A 20,900-nucleotide genomic window follows, 5' to 3' on the forward strand; every position below is an offset into this window, starting at 1 on the left:
GGAATCGCCATGTTTACCTTTATTAAAAAAGTCATTAAGACCGGCTCCGCGACGCACGCCTACCCGCTGGAGCCGATGCCGGTAGATAAAAACTTCCGCGGCAAGCCAGAGCATAACCCGCAGCAGTGTATCGGCTGCGCGGCCTGCGTGAATGCCTGCCCATCGAACGCCCTGACGGTCGAGACCGATCTGGCCACTAACCAGCTGGCGTGGCAGTTCAACCTCGGGCGCTGCATCTTCTGCGGCCGCTGCGAAGAGGTCTGCCCGACGGCGGCGATTAAGCTGTCGCCGGAGTATGAGCTGGCGGTGTGGAAGAAAGAGGATTTCCTTCAGCAGTCGCGCTTCGCTATCTGCCACTGCCGGGAGTGCCAGCGGCCGTTCGCAGTGCAAAAGGAGATCGACTACGCCATCGCGCTGCTCAAGCATAACGGCGATACCCGCGCCGAGCTGCACCGCGAAAGCTTCGAAACCTGCCCGGAATGTAAGCGCCAGAAATGTCTGGTGCCGTCCGATCGTATTGAACTGACCCGCCACATAAGGGAGGCCAGCTGATGAGCACTTTACTTGGCCCGCGCGATGAAAACGGCATTCCGGTGCCGATGACGGTGGATGAATCCATCGCCAGCATGAAGGCCTCGCTGCTGAAGAAAATCAAACGTTCCGCCTACGTTTATCGCGTCGACTGCGGCGGCTGTAACGGCTGCGAAATCGAAATCTTCGCCACCCTTTCGCCGCTGTTCGACGCTGAACGCTTCGGGATTAAGGTTGTGCCTTCGCCGCGCCATGCCGATATCCTGCTGTTTACCGGGGCGGTGACCCGCGCGATGCGCTCCCCGGCGCTGCGCGCCTGGCAGTCGGCGCCGGATCCGAAGATCTGTATCTCCTACGGCGCCTGCGGCAACAGCGGCGGCATCTTCCACGACCTGTACTGCGTCTGGGGCGGTACCGATAAAATCGTACCGGTCGATGTCTATATTCCGGGCTGCCCGCCGACGCCCGCTGCTACCCTGTACGGCTTCGCCATGGCCCTCGGCCTGCTGGAGCAGAAAATTCACGCCCGCCTGCCGGGCGAGCTTGACGAACAGCCGACCGAGCTGCTGCACGCCGATATGGTACAACCCCTGCGGGTGCGTATCGATCGCGAAGCGCGGCGTCTGGCGGGCTATCGCTATGGCCGGCAGATTGCTGACGACTATATGCGTCTGCTCGGCCAGGGCGACAGCCAGGTGCTGCGCTGGCTGGAGGCGGAAAAAGATCCGCGTCTGACCGAGATCGTCACCCATCTCAACCAGGTGGTCGAGGGGGCGCGTATCCGATGAGCGAGACGGTGGTGTTCAGTCAGCTGAGCCGTAAATTTATTGATGAGAACGACGCCACGCCGGATCAGGCGCAGCAGGTGGTCTATTACAGCCTGGCGATTGGCCACCACCTCGGCGTTATCGACTGTCTTGAGGCGGCGCTGAGCTGCCCGTGGGAGGCGTATCTGGCGTGGATCGCCACCCTTGAGGCCGGCAGCGCCGCACGGCGCAAAATGGAGGGGGTGCCGAAGTATGGCGAGATCGTCATCGACAGCAGCCACGTGGCAATGCTGGCCAACGCCTTTGATAAAGCGCAGTCCGCGCAGACCCCGCAGCAGCAGGCGTGGAGCAAAGCGATGCTCAGCATGCTGCATGATATTCACCAGGAGAGCGCCATCTATCTGATGGTGAGGAGATTACGTGACTGACGTTTTACTCTGTGTTGGCAACAGTATGATGGGCGACGACGGCGCCGGACCGTTGCTGGCGGAGATGTGCGCGGCGAACCCGGCCGGCCAGTGGGTGGTCATCGACGGCGGCAGCGCGCCGGAAAACGACATCGTGGCGATCCGTGAATTACGCCCCGAACGCCTGCTGATTGTTGATGCCACCGACATGGGCCTTAACCCCGGCGACATTCGCGTCATCGACCCCGACGACATCGCCGAGATGTTTATGATGACCACCCATAACATGCCGCTCAACTATCTGGTCGATCAGCTGAAAGAGGACGTCGGCGAGGTGATCTTCCTCGGCATTCAGCCGGATATCGTCGGTTTTTATTATCCGATGACCCAGCCGGTGAAAGAGGCCGTTGCCCGGGTGTACCAGCAGCTGGCAGACTGGCAGGGCCAGGGCGGCTTTGCCCGGCTGGAGGCCGCAGACGATTAACCCTGCGGCGATCAGGGCTCCCCGACGGCGCGCGACTGGCCTGCCGGGAGCCCCGTTACCGGCGGCGCCAGCTCAAGATTCTCTATCACTAATTTACCGGGCGACACCGAGACTCTGACCTGCGTGCCGACCGGAAATCCCGCCTGCTCCAGCCAGTCGCCGTTCAGGCTCAGGGCCGCGTGGCGGGTGTAGCGCCGCGTCTCCCGCGTTTTGCGGTTCTCATGGCGTTTTCTGACATAACCCACGGTTAACTGGCGAATGGCCCTGACGATCCCTCTGGCTGCGGGGGGCTGCTGTGCGTTCATGATCTGCTCCTTGCTGAAGATACCCCTGAAAATATACTGGATAAAATACCAGTTGTTGTGAACGGGAGGCAAACCAGAAACTGGAATCAGGCTCGAGAAAAAAACATGTAATGGATGCAACAGAAAGCAGACGCCCGTCCCCCGGTCAGCGCAGGGGGACGGGCGAGCGCCGGAGACGCGCTTAGTCGAGGTCGGCGCCGTTGCTGGCTATTACCTTCTGGTACCAGAAGAACGACTTTTTACGCTTGCGCGCCAGCGTGCCGTTGCCGGCGTCGTCGCGATCGACATAGACAAAGCCGTAGCGTTTGCTCATCTCGCCGGTTGACGCCGAGACCAGATCGATACAGCCCCAGCTGGTGTAACCCAGCACCGGAATACCGTCGCCGATGGCGTCGCGCATCGCCTTGATGTGCTCGCGCAGGTAGCTGATACGATAATCGTCATTGATCTCGCCCCTGGCGTCGATCTCGTCCCGGGCGCCGAGCCCGTTTTCCACCAGGAACAGCGGCTTCTGATAGCGGTCGTACATCATGTTCATGGTGATGCGCAGACCCAGCGGGTCGATGCCCCAGCCCCATTCGCTGGCCGGAATGTGCGGATTCTTCAGCGACTTGACGATATTGGCGGCATTGGTGTTGCTGGCGTTCATCTCCGCCGAGGCGCAGCGTGAGGCGTAGTAGCTAAAGGAGACGAAATCGACGGTGTTTTTGAGGATCTCGTCATCGCCCGGCTGCTTCGCAATGGTGACCCCCTTTTCCCGGAACACCCGCGCGGCCCACACCGGGTAGGCGCCGCGCGCCTGGACGTCAATAAAGAACAGATTTTCGCGGTCCTTCTCCAGCGCCATCCAGACATCTTCCGGCTTGCAGGAGTAAGGGTAGAAATTACCGCCCGCCAGCATGCAGCCGACCTGATTTTGCGGGTTTATCTCGTGGGCGATTTTTGTCGCCAGCGCGCTGGCCACCAGCTCGTGATGCGCGGCCTGGTACTTCACCTGCTCCTGGTTTTCTCCCGCTTCAAACACCAGACCGGCGCCGGAGTAGGGGCTGTGCAGCATGATATTGATTTCATTGAAGGTGAGCCAGTATTTCACCAGACCGTCAAAAGCTTCAAAGCAGGTGCGGGCGTAGTGGCTAAAGAAATCGACCATTTTGCGGTTGCGCCAGGAGCCGTACTCCATCACCAGGTGCATCGGCACGTCAAAATGGCACAGCGTGACCAGCGGCTCGATACCGTGCTTTTTGCACTCTTCGAACAGCGAGCGATAGAAGGCGATGCCCTGCGGATTCGGCTGCTGCTCGTCGCCGCGCGGGAACAGGCGGCTCCAGGCGATGGAAGTGCGAAAGACGCTGAACCCCATCTCCGCCATCAGGGCGATATCTTCCTTGTAGCGGTGGTAGAAATCGATCGCCTCGTGGCTGGGGTAGAATTCGTCTTCGCGAAGCGTGAAGCGCTTCTCCAGGCCTAATTTTACCGGCAGACGATGGGCGCCGTGGGGGAGGGTATCCACGGTGGCCATCCCTTTCCCCCCTTCGCGCCATGCGCCTTCAGACTGGTTGGCGGCCAATGCGCCGCCCCATAAAAATCCCTGTGGGAAACTCGCCATGCGTTACCTCGTTATCAATGATGTGTTCAGGCGTGGGTTGCCTGGGCCTGGGCCTGGCGCGCTCGGGCGTCGGCGGCGGCCTGTTCAACGGGAATATCTTCAAAGCCGAGGATCAGCGTCAGGGCAAACGACAGCACTACCGACAGCGCCATCACGCCAAACACCCAGACGATGGTCATTGGATTGGCTGGATCGAAAAACTGCACGCTGGTGAACAGCCCCGGCGCCGCCATCGAGTGGCTGGCCAGTCCGGCGATACCCGCCACCGCGCCGCAGATAAAGCCGCTGATCAAGCTGGCGATCAGCGGGCGTTTCAGGCGCACCGCCACGCCGTACAGCGCCGGTTCGGAAATCCCGGCCAGAATCGCCGATGCCGCGGCGGCCAGCGCCGTCTGGCGCAGTTCCGGGTTTTTGGTTTTCCACGCCACCGCCAGCGAAGAGCCGCCGAGCGACAGGTTAGCGCCGATCTCCGACGGCATTACCATGCCCTCTTTGCCGGTTTCGGCGATGGTCTGAATGATGGTCGGCGTAAAGACCCGGTGCATGCCGGTCATCACCAGCAGCGGCCACAGCCCGCCCATGATCGCCACCGACAGCCAGCCGAGATAGCTGTGGATCGTATAGACCAGCGCGGAAATGGCGCTACCGATCCAGATGCCGAGCGGGCCAATCAGCAGGATCGCCAGCGGGGCGGCGATCAGCACGATCAGCATTGGCTTAAGGAAGTTTTTCGTCACCGCCGGGGTAATGCGATCCACCCAGCGTTCGATATACGACAGGCACCAGGTCATCACCAGCGCCGGGATCACCGTGTAGGTGTATTTCACCGCGGTCACCGGGATAAAGGCAAATTCAACGTGTTCGCCCTGAGCGGCTTTGGCCATTAATTCGATAAACCCGGGATGCACCAGCACCCCGGCGATAGCGATGGCAAGCGACATATTGGTTTTGAATTTCACCGCCGCGGAGGCGGCCACCATCAGCGGCAGGAAGAAAAATGCGCCGTCGCCGATAAGCGTCAGGAGGGTCAGCGTCGGCGAGCCTTTCGGCAACGCGCCGCTCATCTCAAGGATCATCGCCATCAACTTGACCATCGATCCGCCGATAATCGCCGGGATCAGCGGCGACATGGTGCCGATCAGCGCGTCAAGGATCCCGGCGCCGATGCGTTTCAGGGTGACCGGCGCTTTGCCCTGCGGCTCGACCGGGCGCAGGTCGCCGGGCAGCAGATTCACCACCTCGCGATAGGCCTGTGAGACCGTGTTGCCGATGATCACCTGGCACTGGTTATCGCTGCGCACGACGCCGAGCACCCCGGTCAGGCCTTTCAGTGTAGGGCTATCGACCTGTTCGTTGTCTTTGACCACGAAACGCAGACGAGTCATGCAGTGGGTCACGGCGACGACGTTATCGACTCCGCCTAATGCCGCGACTATCTGTTGCGCCAGGGCTGCATAATTTTTCGACATCGGATTTTATCCTGTTTATCAATAGGGTACTGATCTGTTACCGCGCCGCATCGCCGGGCGATACCATGCTTTATAGGAAACCGGTTCCACAAAATCATGGTTAGTTTCATTTGATTGCACAAGAAATAAAAAAATATGATCTCAGTTTTGTGATTTTGATCGCTAATCGTCGCGGTGAACAGGGGAGTGCTGTAAAAGCGGGAAACGTGCAGTACACTGCCTGCAACTTTTGCAACAGGAAGAATCACATGGCAACGATGCTGGAGGTCGCTAAGCGCGCGGGGGTATCGAAGGCGACCGTGTCGCGGGTGCTGTCGGGCAACGGCTATGTCAGCCAGGAGACCAAAGACCGGGTTTTTAAGGCGGTGGCGGAGAGCGGCTACCGACCGAATCTGCTGGCGCGCAACCTGGCGACCAAAACCACGCAAACCCTCGGCCTGGTGGTGACCAATACCCTGTACCACGGCGTCTATTTCAGCGAGCTGCTGTATCAGGTGGCGCGGATGACCGAGGACCAGGGGCGGCAGCTGATCCTCGCGGATGGCAAGCACAGCGCGCAAGAGGAGCGGGAGGCGATCCAGTACCTGCTGGATCTGCGCTGCGATGCGATCATCATCTACCCGCGTTTTCTCACTGTCGACGAGATGGATGAGATCGTTGAGAACCACTCGCAGCCGATCATGGTGCTTAACCGCCGCCTGCGCCGCCACGCCAGCCACTGCGTCTGGTCCGATCAAAAAGCGTCGGCGATGCGGGTGGTGGAGCGGCTGATTGCCCTGGGCCACCGCGATATCGCTTTTATTACCGGCTCCCTTGACTCGCCCACCGGCGTTGAGCGTCTTGCCGGCTACAAAGACGCGCTGGCTGGCCACGGCGTTACCCTGAACGAGGCGCTCATCGCCGAAGGGCGCTGGACGCCGGAAACCGGCGCGGCGGCAGTGGAGAGCCTGCGTCAGCGCGGGGTGACCTACAGCGCGCTGGTGGCAAGCAATGACGATATGGCCATCGGGGCGATGAAGCAGCTTCACCAGCTGGGCATTAAGGTGCCGGAGCAGGTCTCGGTGGTGGGGTTTGACGATATTGTGCTGGCGCCGTACATGGTGCCGTCGCTCGCCAGCGTCCGGGTGCCGGTGACGGAGATGATTAAAGAGAGCATTAATCGCCTGATATTTATGCTCGATGGCGGGGAATTCAATGTTCAGCAGAGTTTCCCAGGGGCGCTGATCGAGCGTGAGTCGCTGGTGGCGGGTCCCTGCGCCTGACGTCGTCAGCTGTCATCGTCACTACTGACGATGACAGCGCATCACCGATTAAAATCTATTTATTATCAATAATATAAAAATTGGAACGTATTATGCATACTCCGGCGCCTAACCCTCTTACTGCTGGAGAAATGGATGAACCGTTTCATTATCGCCGATGCGAGCAAATGCATCGGCTGTCGCACTTGCGAAGTGGCCTGCGTGGTGTCCCATCAGGAACATCAGGACTGCGCCTCCCTGACGCCGCACACCTTTCAGCCGCGTATTCATGTGATAAAAGGGGTCAATGTCTCCACGGCCACCGCCTGCCGTCAGTGTGAGGACGCTCCCTGCGCCAACGTCTGCCCGAACGGCGCTATCAGTCGCGATAAAGGCTTTGTTCACGTGATGCAGGAGCGCTGCATCGGTTGCAAAACCTGCGTCGTCGCCTGCCCGTACGGGGCGATGGAGGTAGTGGTGCGGCCGGTGATCCGCCATAGCGGCGCCGGACTGAACGTCGTGGCGGAAAAAGCCGAAGCCAACAAGTGCGATCTCTGCTTCCACCGCGACAGCGGCCCGGCCTGCATGGAGGTCTGCCCGACGCACGCCCTGGTCTGCGTAGACCGCAACAAGCTGGAGCAGATGAACCAAGAGAAACGTCGCCGCACGGCGCTGGCCTGGTAACCTCTGGCATGAACGGGGTGCAAATCCGCATTCGCGGTAAGGTGCAGGGGGTGGGGTTCCGCCCCTTTGTCTGGCAGCTGGCTCAGAGGCAGGCTCGCTGCGGCGATGTCTGTAACGACGGCGAGGGCGTTCTGGTGCGGCTGGCCGGGGGCGATGACGGTTTTACTGCCGCCCTCGCTGCCCACTGCCCGCCGCTGGCGCGGGTCGACAGCGCCGACTGCGCCCCTTATCGCTGGGCGGCTCCGCCGCAGGGCTTCACCATCCGTGAGAGCGGGGCGGGGCGGATGCGCACCCAGATCGTGCCCGATGCCGCGACCTGCCCGGCGTGCCTCGCGGAGATGAATGATCCCCGGGCGCGCCGCTATCGCTACCCCTTTATCAACTGCACCCACTGCGGGCCGCGGTTGACCATCATTCGTGCCATGCCTTACGACCGGCCTCTTACCGCGATGGCGCCGTTTCCGCTCTGTCCGCCCTGCGAGGCGGAATACCGCGATCCCGCCGATCGCCGCTTTCACGCCCAGCCGGTGGCCTGCCCCGACTGCGGGCCGCGGCTGGAGTGGCGGGCCCAGGGTGAAGTGCGGCGCGGTGAGGCGGCGCTGCAGGCGGCTATCGCCCGGCTGGCGGCGGGCGACATCGTGGCGATAAAAGGCGTCGGCGGCTTTCATCTGGCCTGCGACGCCGGCAACCCCGCTGCTGTTGCCACGCTGCGGGCGAGGAAACACCGTCCGGCGAAACCGCTGGCGGTGATGCTGCCCTCTGCGGCGGGGTTACCTGCCGACGCCGTGGCGCTGATGGACTCCCCGGCGGCGCCCATCGTACTGATTAGCAAAGCGCAGGTCTCCGGCCTGTGCGACGAGATTGCGCCAGGGCTTGCGGAAGTTGGGGTGATGCTGCCGTCTAATCCGCTGCAGCATTTGCTTCTGCAGGCGCTGGCGCGCCCTATCGTGATGACCTCCGGCAACCTTAGCGGCCGCCCGCCGGCGTTAAGTAATACTGAAGCACTCAACGACTTAGCCGACATCGCCGACGGCTTTTTGCTCCATAACCGCGACATCGTGCAGCGGCTGGATGATTCTCTGGTGCGCTCGAGCGGAGAAATGCTGCGCCGCGCCCGGGGCTATGTCCCGGATGCGCTGCCGCTGCCGCCGGGTCTGGACAAGGTGCCGCCGCTGCTGGCGCTGGGCGCGGACATGAAAAACACCTTCTGCCTGGCGCGCGGGGGCGAAGCGGTTCTCAGCCAGCACTTCGGCGATCTTGGCGAGGAGGGCGTCGAGCAGCAGTGGCGCAGCGCGCTGCAGCTGATGCAGAACATCTTCGCCTTTGCGCCGCAGCGGGTGGTGGTTGACGCCCATCCTGGCTATCGATCGACGCAGTGGGGAGCGGCTCTGCCGCTGCCGGTGGAGACCGTGCTGCATCACCATGCTCACGCCGCGGCGTGCCTGGCAGAGCACCGCTGGCCGCTCGACGGCGGAGACGTTATCGCCCTGATCCTCGACGGAATCGGCATGGGGGAGAACGGCGCGCTATGGGGAGGGGAGTGCCTGCGGGTTAACTATCGCCAGTGCGAACATCTCGGCGGGCTGCCGGCTGTCGCCCTGCCGGGCGGCGACCTGGCGGCGCGTCAGCCGTGGCGTAATCTGCTGGCTCAGTGCCTGGCTTTTGTCCCTGACTGGCAGGATTACCCGCAGACCGGTACGCTGCGCCAGCGCAACTGGCCGCTGCTGGCGCAGGCCATCGACCGCGGTATTAACGCGCCGCGCGCCTCGTCCTGCGGACGGCTGTTTGATGCCGTCGCCTGCGCGCTGGACTGCGCCCCGGAGAGCCTGAGCTATGAGGGGGAGGCGGCCTGTCGGCTGGAGGCGCTGGCCGCCAGCTGCCCCGGCGTCAGCCATCCGGTCACGCTGCCGTGGCGCGGCAATGCGCTGGACCTGGCCACCTTCTGGCGACAGTGGCTGCGCTGGCAGGCGAGCCCGGCGCAAAAAGCCTGGGCATTTCATGACGCCCTGGCCTGCGGACTGGCGGCGATGGCCCGCGACTGTGCGACTGCCCGCGGCATCGACACGATTGTCTGCAGCGGTGGGGTGCTGCATAACCGTCTGCTGGCGGCGCGATTGACCTTTTATCTGGCGGATTTTACTCTGCTGTTTGCGCAGCAGTTGCCGGCCGGCGACGGCGCAATCGCCTATGGTCAGGCGGTGATCGCCGCCGCTCGCGTTCAGGCTCAAGGAACACAACAATGATAATGACAGTTTTACGCCAGCAGCCGCGCGCCGCGGGCCTGGTGTTGGGGTTGATCGCGGCGAACTTACTGGCCTGGTGCTGGGCGCTGCAGGCCTTTGGCGACAGCGGCGCGCTAATGGCCGCCAGCCTGCTGGCCTGGGGCTACGGCCTACGCCACGCAGTGGACGCCGATCATATCGCGGCGATTGATAACGTCACCCGCAAGATGATGCAGCAGGGGCGGCGGCCCTTCGCCGTCGGGGCCTGGTTCTCGCTGGGCCACTCGTCGATTGTGGTGCTGGCCTCGGCAGCGATTGCCGCTACCGCCACGGCCTTCAGCGCGCAGATGAACTGGCTGCACGACACCGGTAGCGTCATCGGCACCGCTGTGTCGGCGCTGTTTCTGCTGGCGATGGCCTTTATCAACCTGGTGATATTGCGCAGCGTCTGGCGTAGCTTTCGGGCGTGGAAGCGGGGTGAGCCGTTGAGCGACGAGATCGTCAGCGGCGGCGGGGTGATGAGCTGGCTGTTTGGCAAAACCTTTCGTCTGGTCAGCCGTAGCTGGCAGATGTACCTGGTCGGTTTCCTGTTCGGCCTCGGGTTTGATACCGCCACCGAAATCGGCGTGCTGGGCATCTCCGCCGCCGGCGCGTCGAGCGGGATTTCCGTCTGGTCGATTATGGTCTTCCCGGCGCTGTTCGCCAGCGGCATGGCGCTGGTGGACACCCTCGATAACGTGCTGATGGTCGGCGCCTACGGCTGGGCGTTCAGCAAGCCGCAGCGCAAGCTTTACTACAACATGACCATCACCGGCACTTCGGTGGTGGTGGCGCTGTTTATCGGCGGCCTGGAAGCGCTGGGTCTGCTGATGGATAAGTTTGCGCTCAGCGGCGGAATATGGCGCTGGGTAGGGGAGTTAAACGACAACCTCGGCGACGCCGGGTTTGTGGTGGTCGGGCTGTTTGTCGCCTGTTGGGCGCTGTCGGTGCTCAATTATCGCTGGCGCGGCTACGATAATCTGGCGCGTTAGGTTCAGCATTTTCCCGGCTTGCGCTGCGCTAAGCCGGGCGATCATCACTCTCTGGCGGCGCTTCTCTGCGCAGGTTCCCACCGGTCGTCACGAACCATCGCTCTACGTTAATCAGCTCACTTATTTAACTCATTGAAAAATTATTATTTTTATCAAATCTTCATTTCTCTTCGTTTTAACGACCCGCAGCATCTGTGATTCACCTCTTATTTACATCATTTAAACCATTCGTTAACTGGATAAAAACACGGCAGCCTCGTTATAGTAGTTTTGTAAAATAAAACACTGTTGTACAGGGTAAAACAAAACGAGGTGTTCATGGAGATCGTTACCGCGCCGCACCTTGCGGTCAGAAACGAGTGGCTTGCGTTACATCGTGAAGCGCCATTACAACCCGAGCTGCCCATCATTGATGCGCATCATCATCTTTGGGATCGGCAAACCGGCCGCTATCTCACCCATGAGTTCAGCGACGATATCCAGACCTCAGGGCATCGCGTTGTCTCATCGGTCTATGTGCAATGCCGCTCCATGTTGCGTCGCGACGGGCCGGAGACGCTTAAACCGCTTGGTGAAATCGAGTTTGCCAGCGGTATCGCCGCGATGTTCGCCAGCGGACATTATGCAAACGTGCTCGGATGCGAAGCCGTCATCGGCGGCCTTAGCTTGCTGGCGGGCGATGCGATGCAGCCTGCCATCGAGAGCGCGATAGCGTTATCCGGCGGGCGGCTGCGTGGGATGCGCAATCCGTTGGCCTGGCATCCCGATCCGCGGGTCACGTCCAGCCCGGTTACGCCACCGCCAGGACTGGCGCTGAGCGATCCGTTCCATCGGGGCGCTCTCTGCCTTGCGAAAAATGGATTGTCGCTTGATGTGTGGGTTTACCACACGCAACTGGATGAAATTGCCGAGCTGGCGCGGCACATACCAACGCTTCAGATTGTGCTCGATCACTGTGGCGGGCCAGTCGGCGTTGGACCCTATTCAGAACGGGATCCAGACATGTTTCAGCAGTGGCGAAACAGTATGCGACATCTGGCGGAACTGCCGAACGTATGCGTAAAAATTAGCGGATTTGGTATGACGGTCAGGGGATTTCCCTTCGCAGCGGCAGAAACACCGCCGGATTCGCAAATGCTGGCACAGGCCTGGCAACCGTGGTTTGAGACCATCGTTTCGCTTTTCGGTGCGGAACGCTGCATGTTCGCCAGCAACTTTCCGGTCGATAAAGGCATGTTCAGCTACGGCGTTTTCTGGAACGCCTGCAAACGCCTGGCGCAACAGATGTCCCCTGGCGAACAGGCGCAGTTGTTCTGGCGCACTGCCGCAACCTGTTATCGGTTAACCTCTGTGGAGAAGATCAATGACCAGTAAAAGCGAGCTGAATCAATTTACTGCGACTAAAGCGACGCCTGACACATTGCCACAGCGCGTTGCTGAGAGGCGGACGCTGGCGCTGGGCGGCCTTGGCTGGACATTTGAAAGCTATGACTCCTTTCTGCTTTCATTGCTGTTGCCAGTACTGGGCGTGGTGTTCGGTATTAATAAAACCGAGCTTGGGCTGTTTATCAGCGTCACGGCCGGGGGGCAGATTATTGGCGGGATCCTGTTTGGTTTTATCGCCGACAAAATTGGCCGTGTAAAAACGGCGCTGACCTGTATCGCCATCTATTCACTCTTTTCCGGCCTGTTAGCCTTTACGCACGATCAACAACATTTCGCGCTGTTACGTTTTTGCGGCGCGCTGGGTATGGGCGGAATGTGGACATCGGGCGCGGCGCTGATTGCGGAAACCTGGCGGCCAGAGCGGCGCGCGCGCGGCGGCGCGCTGATGCAAATGGGGTTGCCCGTTGGCGCGATTCTGGCCATCAGCCTGACGGCAATCGTCAGCTCGGTTAATGGCGGCCTGGAGCAGGGGGCATGGCGCTATCTGTTTATGATCGGCGCGCTGCCGGTGTTCATTATGAGCGTGGTGGCCTGGTTCACACCGGAATCGCAGGTTTGGCTTGCTCGTCAACAGGCGAAGGCGACGAGTAGTCAACCTGCCGCGAAGCTGGGGAAACACAATCTGCGAGGTCTGCTGCTGGCCTTTGTCTTTATCTTTTTTATTCAGTATCTGTTCTGGGGCGTATTTACCTGGACACCCACCTATCTGCGAGAAGTCAAACACCTGGATTTTCTGCACAGTCTGAAATTTGTACTTGCGCTGCAGGCTGGGGCCATCGCGGGGTTTCTGGTGTTTTCGGTGCTGGCGGATAAGTGGGGACGCCGTCCAATGTTCCTGATTTATCTGTTAACGGGCGCGATTGCCGTCGCGCTTTACCTTGTGACCACTCAACCCATCATTCTGATGGTGGCGATTTTCATGGCCGGTTTCGGGGTTAACGGTATTTTTGCGGGCTCCGGACCCTTCCTGGCGGAAATCATCGGGGACACCTCTTCCCGGGGCTTCCTGATGGGGCTCGCCTATAACGGAGGCCGTCTGGGCGGATTTATTGCGCCGCTACTGATTGGCGCTGTCGCCAATGCCGGCGGTTTCACCGCGGGACTGGCGACGACCGTGGTTGCTTTCCTTGCGGCGATGCTGGTGGTGTGGCGAGCGCCGGAAACCAGAGGCATCAAGCTGAAGTAACGTATTTCATCTCTACATCGTTTTCCTGATAAACATAATGAAACCCTGCGAGGAAACCATGACCGATCAATTACCGAACCGCGCGACCGATAACGACGCGCTGGAAAAAGAGACCATGCGACGGGTTATCTGGCGCATCCTGCCTTTCCTGGTGGTGAGCTACCTGGTGTCGATTATTGACCGGGGCAATATAGGCATGGCGGCGCTGCAGATGAATGAAGATCTGGGGCTAAGTAAGGCGGCTTTTGGTTTCGCCAGCAGTTTGTATTTTGTGGCCTACTTTATTTTTGAAGTACCCAGCAATCTGGCGATGCAGAAGGTGGGCGCACGCTTGTGGCTGCCGCGCATTATGATCAGCTGGGGCGTGGTATCGATGTGTATGGCGCTGGTGCAAAATACCACCTCACTGTATATCGTCCGTTTTTTGCTGGGCGCCGCCGAAGCGGGCTTCTTTCCGGGCGTGGTGCTCTATCTTACCTGGTGGATCCCGTCGCGCTACCGTGCGCGTATCATAGCCTCTTTTATGGTGGCCATTCCGCTGGCTAACTTTATCGGTTCACCGCTTTCAGGGTTGATCCTGACCCTGGATGGCTGGTTAGGGCTGCGTGGCTGGCATCTGTTATTCATTATTGAAGGGCTGCCGGCGGTACTGCTGGGAATAGCCGCGTTTTTTATTCTGCGCGACCGCCCTCACCAGGCCGGCTGGTTAACCGAGCGGCAAAAAACGTGGCTGGAAAACACCCTTCAGGCGGAGCGGCAACAGCAGACACAGATCGGCCACACCACGACATGGCAACTGTTGAAGCATCGCCAGATCTGGCTTATGGCGCTGATTTACGCTGGCGCTTCTTCTGCCGGCACCACGCTAAGCGTCTGGTCTCCACAGCTGCTGAAGTCGTTCCATCTTGATAACCTGACCACCGGGCTGCTGAATGCCATCCCCTATGGCCTGGCCTCGGTGCTGATGATTGTATGGGGACGCAGTTCGGACCGGAATAATGAACGCCGCTGGCACACGGCCCTTGCCCTCTTTATGATTGCGGCTGGCGTGTTCGCGGCATTTATCAATCTATCGCTGCCGGCCACCATTATGATCCTCAGTACCATACTGATTGGCGCATATGCGGCGAAGGGCCCCTTCTGGGCGCTGGCATCGGGCTGGATGAGCAGCACGTCAGCTGCCGCCGGGCTGGCGGCCATCGGCGCGATCGCCAACCTGATTGGCGGCGCGGTGATGGTGAATGCCTATGGCATTATTAGCGAACGGACAGGAAGCTATACGCTGGCGATGCTGCCGCTGGCCGCCTTGTGTCTGGCAGGCGGCATTGCGGTGCTGGCGATGGGGCGCCGTTACTCGCAGTCTGCCAGGCAGGAAAAACAGGTGACCCATTAATAAGCAAAGGCGGGATTTTTCCCGCCTTCTCAGCAAAGCTTACTCTTTCACACCGTAAAACGTTTCGCAGAAAGGCTTGCTGGCCCCTAGCTTGAGCGACAGGCGGTTGGCCGTCTCCTGCATGAGCTGGCTGATGCCGCTCGTTTTACGATCTTCCGTCAGACGCGATGCCGGCCCGGTCAGGGCCAGCGCCGCGATCAGTTTATCGTGGACGCCAAAAACAGGCATTGCGAAGGCCGCAGTGTGCGGGTCGCGCGCGCCGGAGGTATAGAACGGCAGCGTCGGTTCGTCTTCCGGCAACGATTCACCCAATCCCCAGTGGCGTAAAACCTTGCTGATAGCGGAACCATCCAGCGGGAACTGGCTGCCGGGCAGGTTGCTGTGGCGTAATCCCTGGGAGGCTTCGGCGCGGAACAGGCACAGGCGTTGCCCACCCTCAATCACATACCAGCTTGCGCTTTCGCTGGAGGCCTGCGACAGCGCCTGCAATTCCGGCTGTACGACTCTGGCAAGTTCAAATGATTGCTCATAGAGCTTGCCGAGATAGAGCAAACGGTGGCCGAGCGTATAGGTGCCATCGTCGTGCCGGATGATGTAGTTCATTCGCTCAAGCGAATTCATCAGGCGATAAACGGTTGTTTTGTGATATCCCGAAAGCTGGGCCAGCTCGGTTAACGTCAGACTGTCATTACCGGGACGGAAGCAGTCAAGTAAAGCCAGCGCCTTTTCAACGGCAATTACGCCTTCATTCCCCATCATGTTCTCCTTTTTGCCGACCAAAATTGTACCTGAATTTTGTGAGTAACTTCGTGTTTACATCACAAACAACTTCGCAACACTGGCGAAAAGCGACGCAATGCTCGTATAGTTGTTTTATATAGTACACATAAGTTGTACCTAGTAAAACAAATGGAGAGTCACCATGTCTGCTTCACAACAGAAACTCATCAATCTTGATATTGCGCGTGTTGACGCGGAAGAGGTCCGTCAGGCTGCCGAATTTCAGGCCGCCATCCTGGCTGACGTAGCCGGACGCCGTGGCACATTACATGGCCGCATCAAGCCGCTGGCGCCGCATATGACGGTTGCCGGGCCGGCGATTACCGTAGAGGTACGCCCAGGGGATAATCTGGCTATTCACGCCGCAATGGCCGTCGCCAAACCTGGCGACGTGCTGGTCATCGACGGGAAGGGCGATCTCTCCTGCGCGCTGCTGGGAGAGATCATGGCAACGCAGGCGCAGGCCAGCGGTATCGCCGGGATCGTCATCGATGGCGCTGTTCGTGATGCGGAAACCTTAAGTAAACAACGCTTTCCGGTTTTCGCAGCCGGCCTGAATCCGTGCGGCCCCACCAAGTTCATTCCTGGCCGGGTCAATCATGCCATTTCGGTCGGTGGCGCCGCGGTGCAGGCAGGTGACTTAGTGGTAGGGGATATTGACGGCGTGGTTGTTATCCCGCGCGATGAAGTCCGCACTATCATCGAGCTGGCGAAAGGTAAACTGGAAATGGAATCAAAACGTCTGGTTGCTATCCGCGACGGCGACCTTCGTCCGCACTGGCTGGAGAGCGCTCTGCGTCAGGCGGGGATGCTGAGCGAAGGGGAGACACTGCCATGAGCGCTAAAAATGTCATACTGATTACCGGCAGCGATTTGGCTGACGCGGCGCTGGGGATGCTGGAAGATTACGAACTTGTCTTTGCCGGCCGCCAGCCTACAGAGGCCCAGCTGATCGCGCTGTGCCAGCAGCACAATCCCGTCGCCATCCTGGTGCGCTATGGCCACATCACTGCCGCCGTTATGGATGCCGCCCCTGCATTGAAGGTGATTGCCAAACATGGCAGCGGCATCGATGTCATTGACGTTGAGGCGGCTGCCGCACGCGGCATTCTGGTTCGCGCGGCGACCGGGGCGAATGCCGCCGCGGTTTCCGAACACACCTGGGCGTTAATTCTGGCCTGTGCTAAGTCGGTCATTCCGCTTGATCGCCGCCTGCGCGAAGGGCACTGGGATAAATCAACGCATAAATCGCTTGAGCTTGAGGGCAGAACGCTGGGACTCATCGGCCTCGGCGCCATTGGCAGCCGGGTGGCGAAGATTGCCTGTGCCTTTGGCATGAAGGTTCTGGCTTACGATCCCTATGCGAAAGCGGTTCCGCCGGAATGTGAACGTGTTGCTGAACTTAGCGAGCTGCTCATGCAGGCCGATGTGCTGTCGCTTCATTGCCCTTTGACGCAACAAAACAGGGGAATGATCAATGCCGCCACGCTGGCGCAGTGTAAGCCGGGCGCCATCCTGGTGAATACCGCGCGCGGCGGGTTGATTGACGATGCGGCGCTGGCCGCGGCATTAAAAGCGGGGACCTTGCGCTGGGCGGCGCTTGACAGTTTTAATAGTGAACCATTAACCACGCCGCATATCTGGCAGGCGATCGATAATGTCATTCTCTCTCCGCATGTGGGCGGCGTTAGCGATGCCTCTTACGTGAAAATGGGGACCGCCGCCGCGGCCAACATTCTGCAGGTGCTGCAGGAGTTGGCTCAGACAGAAACAACGTATTAAGTGTTAACCGAACCTGCGCTCCCGGTTAATTATTCTGCCCTTATGCACTTACGGGCGGCGTCCGCAGGCCGGGTAAGCGTAGCGCCAGCCGGCGAAATTAACGCGCAACAGGCTGCGTGGGAGGTAATCAACGCTTGCCCGGCGGCGCTGCGCTTGCGCGGGCCTACAATGTTTGAGCTTACGGGTTACATCCGTAGGCCGGGTAAGCGTAGCGCCACCCGGCAAAATAACCGCGCAACAGGGCTGCGTGGGAGGTAATCAATGCTTGCCCGGCGGCGCTGCGTGTATTGCAGATACGGTTATCGGAATGCCACTTTGTCACTCCGGCAACAGCGTCTGTCGCCTGTAACTTCAGCGTACATTGCGCTCCCGGTTAATCTTCTGCGTTATGTCTTTCATGGCGCAGGGAGCGCACAGGGGGCGGCCAGTCGCCGCCGCCCCCTGTACCCCCGGGCTCCGGCCAGCAAAATCGCCGCTGCGCGGTCCCTTCGACTTATCCCTGCAGGCTTCGGGTCGGGCCGAGGCAGCGTCCGTGCAAAACACGGCCCTCAGCCCGCATCCATGCGGGCTGCCCCGGCCTTCCGGGAACGTCTCAGCGATTTTGAGGCCGTCAGCACCGGCAGTTTCAGCGACCCCAGCGCCAGCGGTGATTTGGGGCTGTAGGCCGGGTAAGGTGCAGCCGCCACCCGGCGAAATCAAGGATACCGTGCCTGATATCTTGCCCGGCGGCGCTGCGCTTGCACGGGCCTACGGGGTGTGAGCCTGTGAGTGGATCCTGTAGGCCGGGTAAGCGTAGCGCCACCCGGCAAACTAACGGCGCAACAGGGCTGCCTGGAAGGTCATCAACTCACCAGCTGTTTGAGCAGGGCAAAGGCGTCTTTCATCTTGTCTTCGCTGACCACAAAGGCGCGCAGCTGCTTCTCACCATCCAGCCCTTTCGCCACCAGCCCCTCTTTGGCGGCCACGATGTTCCACGTCAGATCCTCGCGACGGGTATCGCCGGCCAGATGCAGCGGCAGATCCGGGGTCTTCACCTTCACCAGCATCGGCGGCAGTTTCAGTTCTCCCGTCTGCGCCAGCAGGTTTTTACTCAGGCACATGGCGCTGAGTAAAATCGGCTGCAGGAACGGCATTACCGTACCGTTGATTTCCGCACAGTCGCCGAGGGCGTAAATCGCCGGGTCGCTGGTTTGCAGCTGGCTATTGACCACCACGCCGCGGTTAATCTGCAATCCGGCGTGGCGCGCCAGCGAGGTTTCCGGGCGCAGGCCGGCGGCGGCCACCACTGCATCGACGGTTATCACGCGCTGGCGATCGAGGCTAACGCGGATGCCGTCGGCGGTATGCTCAAGCCCTTCCAGCTGCGTTTTTAACATCAGATGGACGCCCATCCCGGTGAGGCGATGCTGCAGACGGCTGCTGACCTCCGGCGGCATCAGCGCCGCCAGTACGCTGGCGGCGTTATCAACCACCGTCACCGCTTTACCGGCGCGACAGAAATCCATCGCCAGCTCGCAGCCAATCAGGCCGCCGCCGACGATCAGCACCCGCCTGGCGTCGCGGAGCTGGCTCTGCGCGGCGCCATATTCGCGCTGGCTGTTCAGCGTCAGCATCAGCTCGCGGCCCGGCACCGGGGGGATAAACGGCGTGGCGCCGGTGGCCAGCACCAGTTTGTCGTAGCGCCACTGCTTATCCAGGCTTTTCACCCGATGGTTTTCAGCGTCGACATCGTTCACCCAGGTATGGGGAAACAGGCGCAGATTGTACTGCTCGGCGAACTCGCCGGCGCTTTGCAGGGTGAGATCGTCGGCGTGCTGTCCGCGGCTGATGACGTGGCTGAGATCGGGCTTGTTGTACTCATCCATGCTATCTGCGGCGATGAGGGTCAGCGGGATTTCGGCATCCTGCTTACGAATATTTTTCACCAGCTGGCGGGCCGCGAAGCCCGAGCCGATGATGACGATACCATCACTCATTTTGCCTCCGTCGCCAGGACGTCAAAGACATCTTTGCCAAGAGAACACTCAGGGCAAAGGAAATTGTCCGGCACTTCACTCCAGGGCGTACCCGGCTGGACATCCTGGTTAGGTTCGCCTTTCGCCGGGTCATACACCCACTGGCAGACGCTGCACTGCATCATGGGACCGAGATCGGCGGCCGTGGCGGCGGCACAGGCGCAGTCCTGTTGTTCCGGCGTGACTGACGCTTCAGCGACCGGCAGCGGGGAGAGGGCCCACTGGCGGGCGATGTCGCGACCGTGTTGGCGGCACAGTTCGAGCGCGTCGATATCCGGGCGCCATTTGGCTTTCAGGCTCAGGGACATCTCAAAGCCGGCATCCTGCAGGCGGGTGGACAGGCGGTCTACCGCGCCGCCGCTCCAGCCGTGGGAGCCAAAGGCGCTGGCGCGTTTGTTGCGAAAACGCAGTCCGGTCATCTCTTCCACCAGCCCGGCGATTTTCGGCATCATCACGTTGTTCATGGTAGAGGTGCCCACCAGCACGCCCTTCGAGCGGAAAACATTGGTGAGGATGTCGTTTTTGTCGCTGCGGGCGACGTTAAAGATTTTCACCGCCACCTGTGGGTCGACCTCAGTGATCCCCTGGGCAATGGCGTCCGCCATCATGCGGGTGTTGTTGGACATGGTGTCGTAGAAAATCGTGATGCGATCTTCCAGATAATCCGCCGCCCATTCGAGGTATTTCTCGACGATTTGCGTCGGGTTATCGCGCCAGACCACGCCGTGGGAGGTGGCAATCATCGCTACCGGCAGATTGAAGCCGAGGATTTCGTTAATTTTCGGCGTCACCAGGCGGCTGAAGGGCGTCAGGATGTTGGCGTAGTAGCGCTGGCACTGTTCGTACAGTTCACTCTGGTCCACTTCATCGTTGAACAGATGTTCGTCGCAGTAGTGCTGCCCGAAGGCGTCATTGCTGAACAGCACCGCGTCGCCGGTCAGGTAGGTCATCATGCTGTCCGGCCAGTGCAGCATTGGCGTTTCGACGAAGATCAGCTGCTTACCGTTGCCGATATCGAGAGTGTCGCCAGTTTTCACCACGTGGAAGTTCCACTCCGGATGGTGGTGATGACCGTTGATGGAGTCGATGGCGTTGGCGGTGCAGTAGATCGGTGTATCCGGGATCTGCATCATCAGCTCAGTCAACGCGCCGGCGTGGTCCTCTTCGGCGTGGTTAATAACGATGTAGTCGAGGTCGGCGAGGTCGATTTCGCGGCGCAGGTTCTGCACGAACTCGCGGCTGAATTTATGATCGACGGTATCGATCAGCACGTTTTTCTCTTCGCGGATGAGATAGCTGTTATAGCTGCTGCCGCGCAGCGTTTTATATTCGGTGCCGTGGAAATCACGCACTTCCCAGTCACGTTGGCCAACCCAAAGAATGTTATTTTTCACCACAATAGACATAGCAACCTCAATCAATACAGTGTGTTTAAACTCAGTTGCCTGGCGTATTACAAGTTGCGTGCCAGTTTTTTAATTCATTGATAATTATCCATTTTTAATTTTTCATGATTTTGGTTGCTGTCAAAATGACAATGATTAAAATAGT

Annotated in this window: 19 protein-coding genes; 13 read left to right on the forward strand and 6 right to left on the reverse strand. The window is 60.0% G+C overall.

Annotated features, from left to right (window positions below; all coding sequences use genetic code 11):
- The first annotated feature begins 9 nt into the window (after positions 1-9).
- The 4 genes from ABLU73_RS21715 to hycI are packed head-to-tail and all read left to right on the forward strand — an operon-like array spanning position 10 to position 2,189.
- On the forward strand, positions 10-552 hold the full coding sequence (locus tag ABLU73_RS21715) for a formate hydrogenlyase complex iron-sulfur subunit (protein WP_065696871.1): 543 nt from the start codon (positions 10-12) through the stop codon (positions 550-552).
- Positions 552-1,319, forward strand: coding sequence for an NADH-quinone oxidoreductase subunit B family protein (locus tag ABLU73_RS21720; RefSeq protein WP_002914891.1), 768 nt, complete (start codon positions 552-554; stop codon positions 1,317-1,319). Before ABLU73_RS21715 ends, ABLU73_RS21720 begins: the two co-directional genes overlap by 1 nt.
- Positions 1,316-1,726: a formate hydrogenlyase maturation HycH family protein gene (locus ABLU73_RS21725; protein WP_023318987.1), complete on the forward strand. Its 411-nt coding sequence runs from the start codon at positions 1,316-1,318 to the stop codon at positions 1,724-1,726. Before ABLU73_RS21720 ends, ABLU73_RS21725 begins: the two co-directional genes overlap by 4 nt.
- The gene (gene hycI / locus ABLU73_RS21730; RefSeq protein WP_023298125.1) at positions 1,719-2,189 is read left to right on the forward strand and encodes a hydrogenase maturation peptidase HycI; all 471 of its coding nucleotides are present in this window, start codon (positions 1,719-1,721) and stop codon (positions 2,187-2,189) included. Before ABLU73_RS21725 ends, hycI begins: the two co-directional genes overlap by 8 nt.
- Positions 2,190-2,200: 11 nt before the next feature.
- On the opposite strand, the gene ABLU73_RS21735 is transcribed toward hycI, so the two are convergent.
- The 3 genes from ABLU73_RS21735 to ascF form a co-directional block, all read right to left on the reverse strand.
- Positions 2,201-2,494 carry a SymE family type I addiction module toxin gene (locus tag ABLU73_RS21735; RefSeq protein WP_004205653.1) on the reverse strand — a complete coding sequence of 98 codons (294 nt, stop codon included), beginning with the start codon at positions 2,492-2,494 and terminating at the stop codon, positions 2,201-2,203.
- A 181-nt stretch (positions 2,495-2,675) separates the two neighbouring features.
- Positions 2,676-4,100: a 6-phospho-beta-glucosidase gene (locus ABLU73_RS21740; RefSeq protein WP_064178263.1), complete on the reverse strand. Its 1,425-nt coding sequence runs from the start codon at positions 4,098-4,100 to the stop codon at positions 2,676-2,678.
- 26 nt (positions 4,101-4,126) lie between these two features.
- Entirely contained in the window at positions 4,127-5,569 is a 1,443-nt protein-coding gene (gene ascF, locus ABLU73_RS21745) for a PTS cellobiose/arbutin/salicin transporter subunit IIBC (protein ID WP_264923706.1), read from the reverse strand.
- Between the two features lie 248 nt (positions 5,570-5,817).
- Here ascF and ABLU73_RS21750 point away from each other — a divergent pair, with 248 nt between their 5' ends.
- The 7 genes from ABLU73_RS21750 to ABLU73_RS21780 all read left to right on the forward strand — a co-directional run bounded on the left by ABLU73_RS21750 (position 5,818) and on the right by ABLU73_RS21780 (position 14,772).
- Entirely contained in the window at positions 5,818-6,831 is a 1,014-nt protein-coding gene (locus ABLU73_RS21750; RefSeq protein ID WP_135699174.1) for a LacI family DNA-binding transcriptional regulator, read from the forward strand.
- Positions 6,832-6,966: 135 nt separating this feature from the next.
- The gene (hydN, locus tag ABLU73_RS21755; RefSeq protein WP_004205658.1) at positions 6,967-7,494 is read left to right on the forward strand and encodes an electron transport protein HydN; all 528 of its coding nucleotides are present in this window, start codon (positions 6,967-6,969) and stop codon (positions 7,492-7,494) included.
- 8 nt (positions 7,495-7,502) lie between these two features.
- Positions 7,503-9,737 carry a carbamoyltransferase HypF gene (gene hypF, locus ABLU73_RS21760; RefSeq protein ID WP_048295436.1) on the forward strand — a complete coding sequence of 745 codons (2,235 nt, stop codon included), beginning with the start codon at positions 7,503-7,505 and terminating at the stop codon, positions 9,735-9,737.
- A complete protein-coding gene (locus tag ABLU73_RS21765) occupies positions 9,734-10,747 on the forward strand; it encodes a HoxN/HupN/NixA family nickel/cobalt transporter (RefSeq protein ID WP_080841366.1) in 1,014 nt (337 codons plus the stop codon). Before hypF ends, ABLU73_RS21765 begins: the two co-directional genes overlap by 4 nt.
- Positions 10,748-11,065: 318 nt before the next feature.
- Positions 11,066-12,121, forward strand: a complete 1,056-nt coding sequence (locus ABLU73_RS21770; protein WP_264923705.1) for an amidohydrolase — start codon at positions 11,066-11,068, stop codon at positions 12,119-12,121.
- Entirely contained in the window at positions 12,111-13,379 is a 1,269-nt protein-coding gene (locus tag ABLU73_RS21775) for an MFS transporter (protein ID WP_043520692.1), read from the forward strand. Before ABLU73_RS21770 ends, ABLU73_RS21775 begins: the two co-directional genes overlap by 11 nt.
- 58 nt (positions 13,380-13,437) lie before the next feature.
- A complete protein-coding gene (locus ABLU73_RS21780) occupies positions 13,438-14,772 on the forward strand; it encodes an MFS transporter (RefSeq protein ID WP_032456500.1) in 1,335 nt (444 codons plus the stop codon).
- A gap of 39 nt (positions 14,773-14,811) precedes the next feature.
- Here the strand turns inward: ABLU73_RS21780 and ABLU73_RS21785 are convergent, their stop codons facing one another.
- Positions 14,812-15,528, reverse strand: coding sequence for an IclR family transcriptional regulator (locus tag ABLU73_RS21785; RefSeq protein ID WP_017899643.1), 717 nt, complete (start codon positions 15,526-15,528; stop codon positions 14,812-14,814).
- 166 nt (positions 15,529-15,694) lie between these two features.
- Between ABLU73_RS21785 and ABLU73_RS21790 the strand changes: the two genes are divergently transcribed.
- Both ABLU73_RS21790 and ABLU73_RS21795 read left to right on the forward strand, forming a co-directional pair.
- Positions 15,695-16,390 (forward strand): diguanylate cyclase, encoded by a 696-nt coding sequence (locus ABLU73_RS21790; RefSeq protein WP_017899644.1) that lies wholly within the window; start codon positions 15,695-15,697, stop codon positions 16,388-16,390.
- Positions 16,387-17,334 (forward strand): hydroxyacid dehydrogenase, encoded by a 948-nt coding sequence (locus tag ABLU73_RS21795; protein ID WP_004205666.1) that lies wholly within the window; start codon positions 16,387-16,389, stop codon positions 17,332-17,334. The genes ABLU73_RS21790 and ABLU73_RS21795 overlap by 4 nt, the downstream gene beginning before the upstream one ends.
- Before the next feature lie 842 nt (positions 17,335-18,176).
- On the opposite strand, the gene norW is transcribed toward ABLU73_RS21795, so the two are convergent.
- Positions 18,177-19,310 carry an NADH:flavorubredoxin reductase NorW gene (gene norW, locus ABLU73_RS21800; protein WP_062913535.1) on the reverse strand — a complete coding sequence of 378 codons (1,134 nt, stop codon included), beginning with the start codon at positions 19,308-19,310 and terminating at the stop codon, positions 18,177-18,179.
- Complete coding sequence (gene norV / locus ABLU73_RS21805) at positions 19,307-20,755, reverse strand: anaerobic nitric oxide reductase flavorubredoxin (RefSeq protein ID WP_348850438.1); 1,449 nt, start codon at positions 20,753-20,755, stop codon at positions 19,307-19,309. The genes norW and norV overlap by 4 nt, the downstream gene beginning before the upstream one ends.
- Between the last annotated feature and the right edge of the window lie 145 nt (positions 20,756-20,900).

It is taken from the genome of Klebsiella sp. GG_Kp175, from assembly GCF_040062325.1.
Classification (GTDB): Bacteria; Pseudomonadota; Gammaproteobacteria; order Enterobacterales; family Enterobacteriaceae; genus Klebsiella; species Klebsiella quasipneumoniae.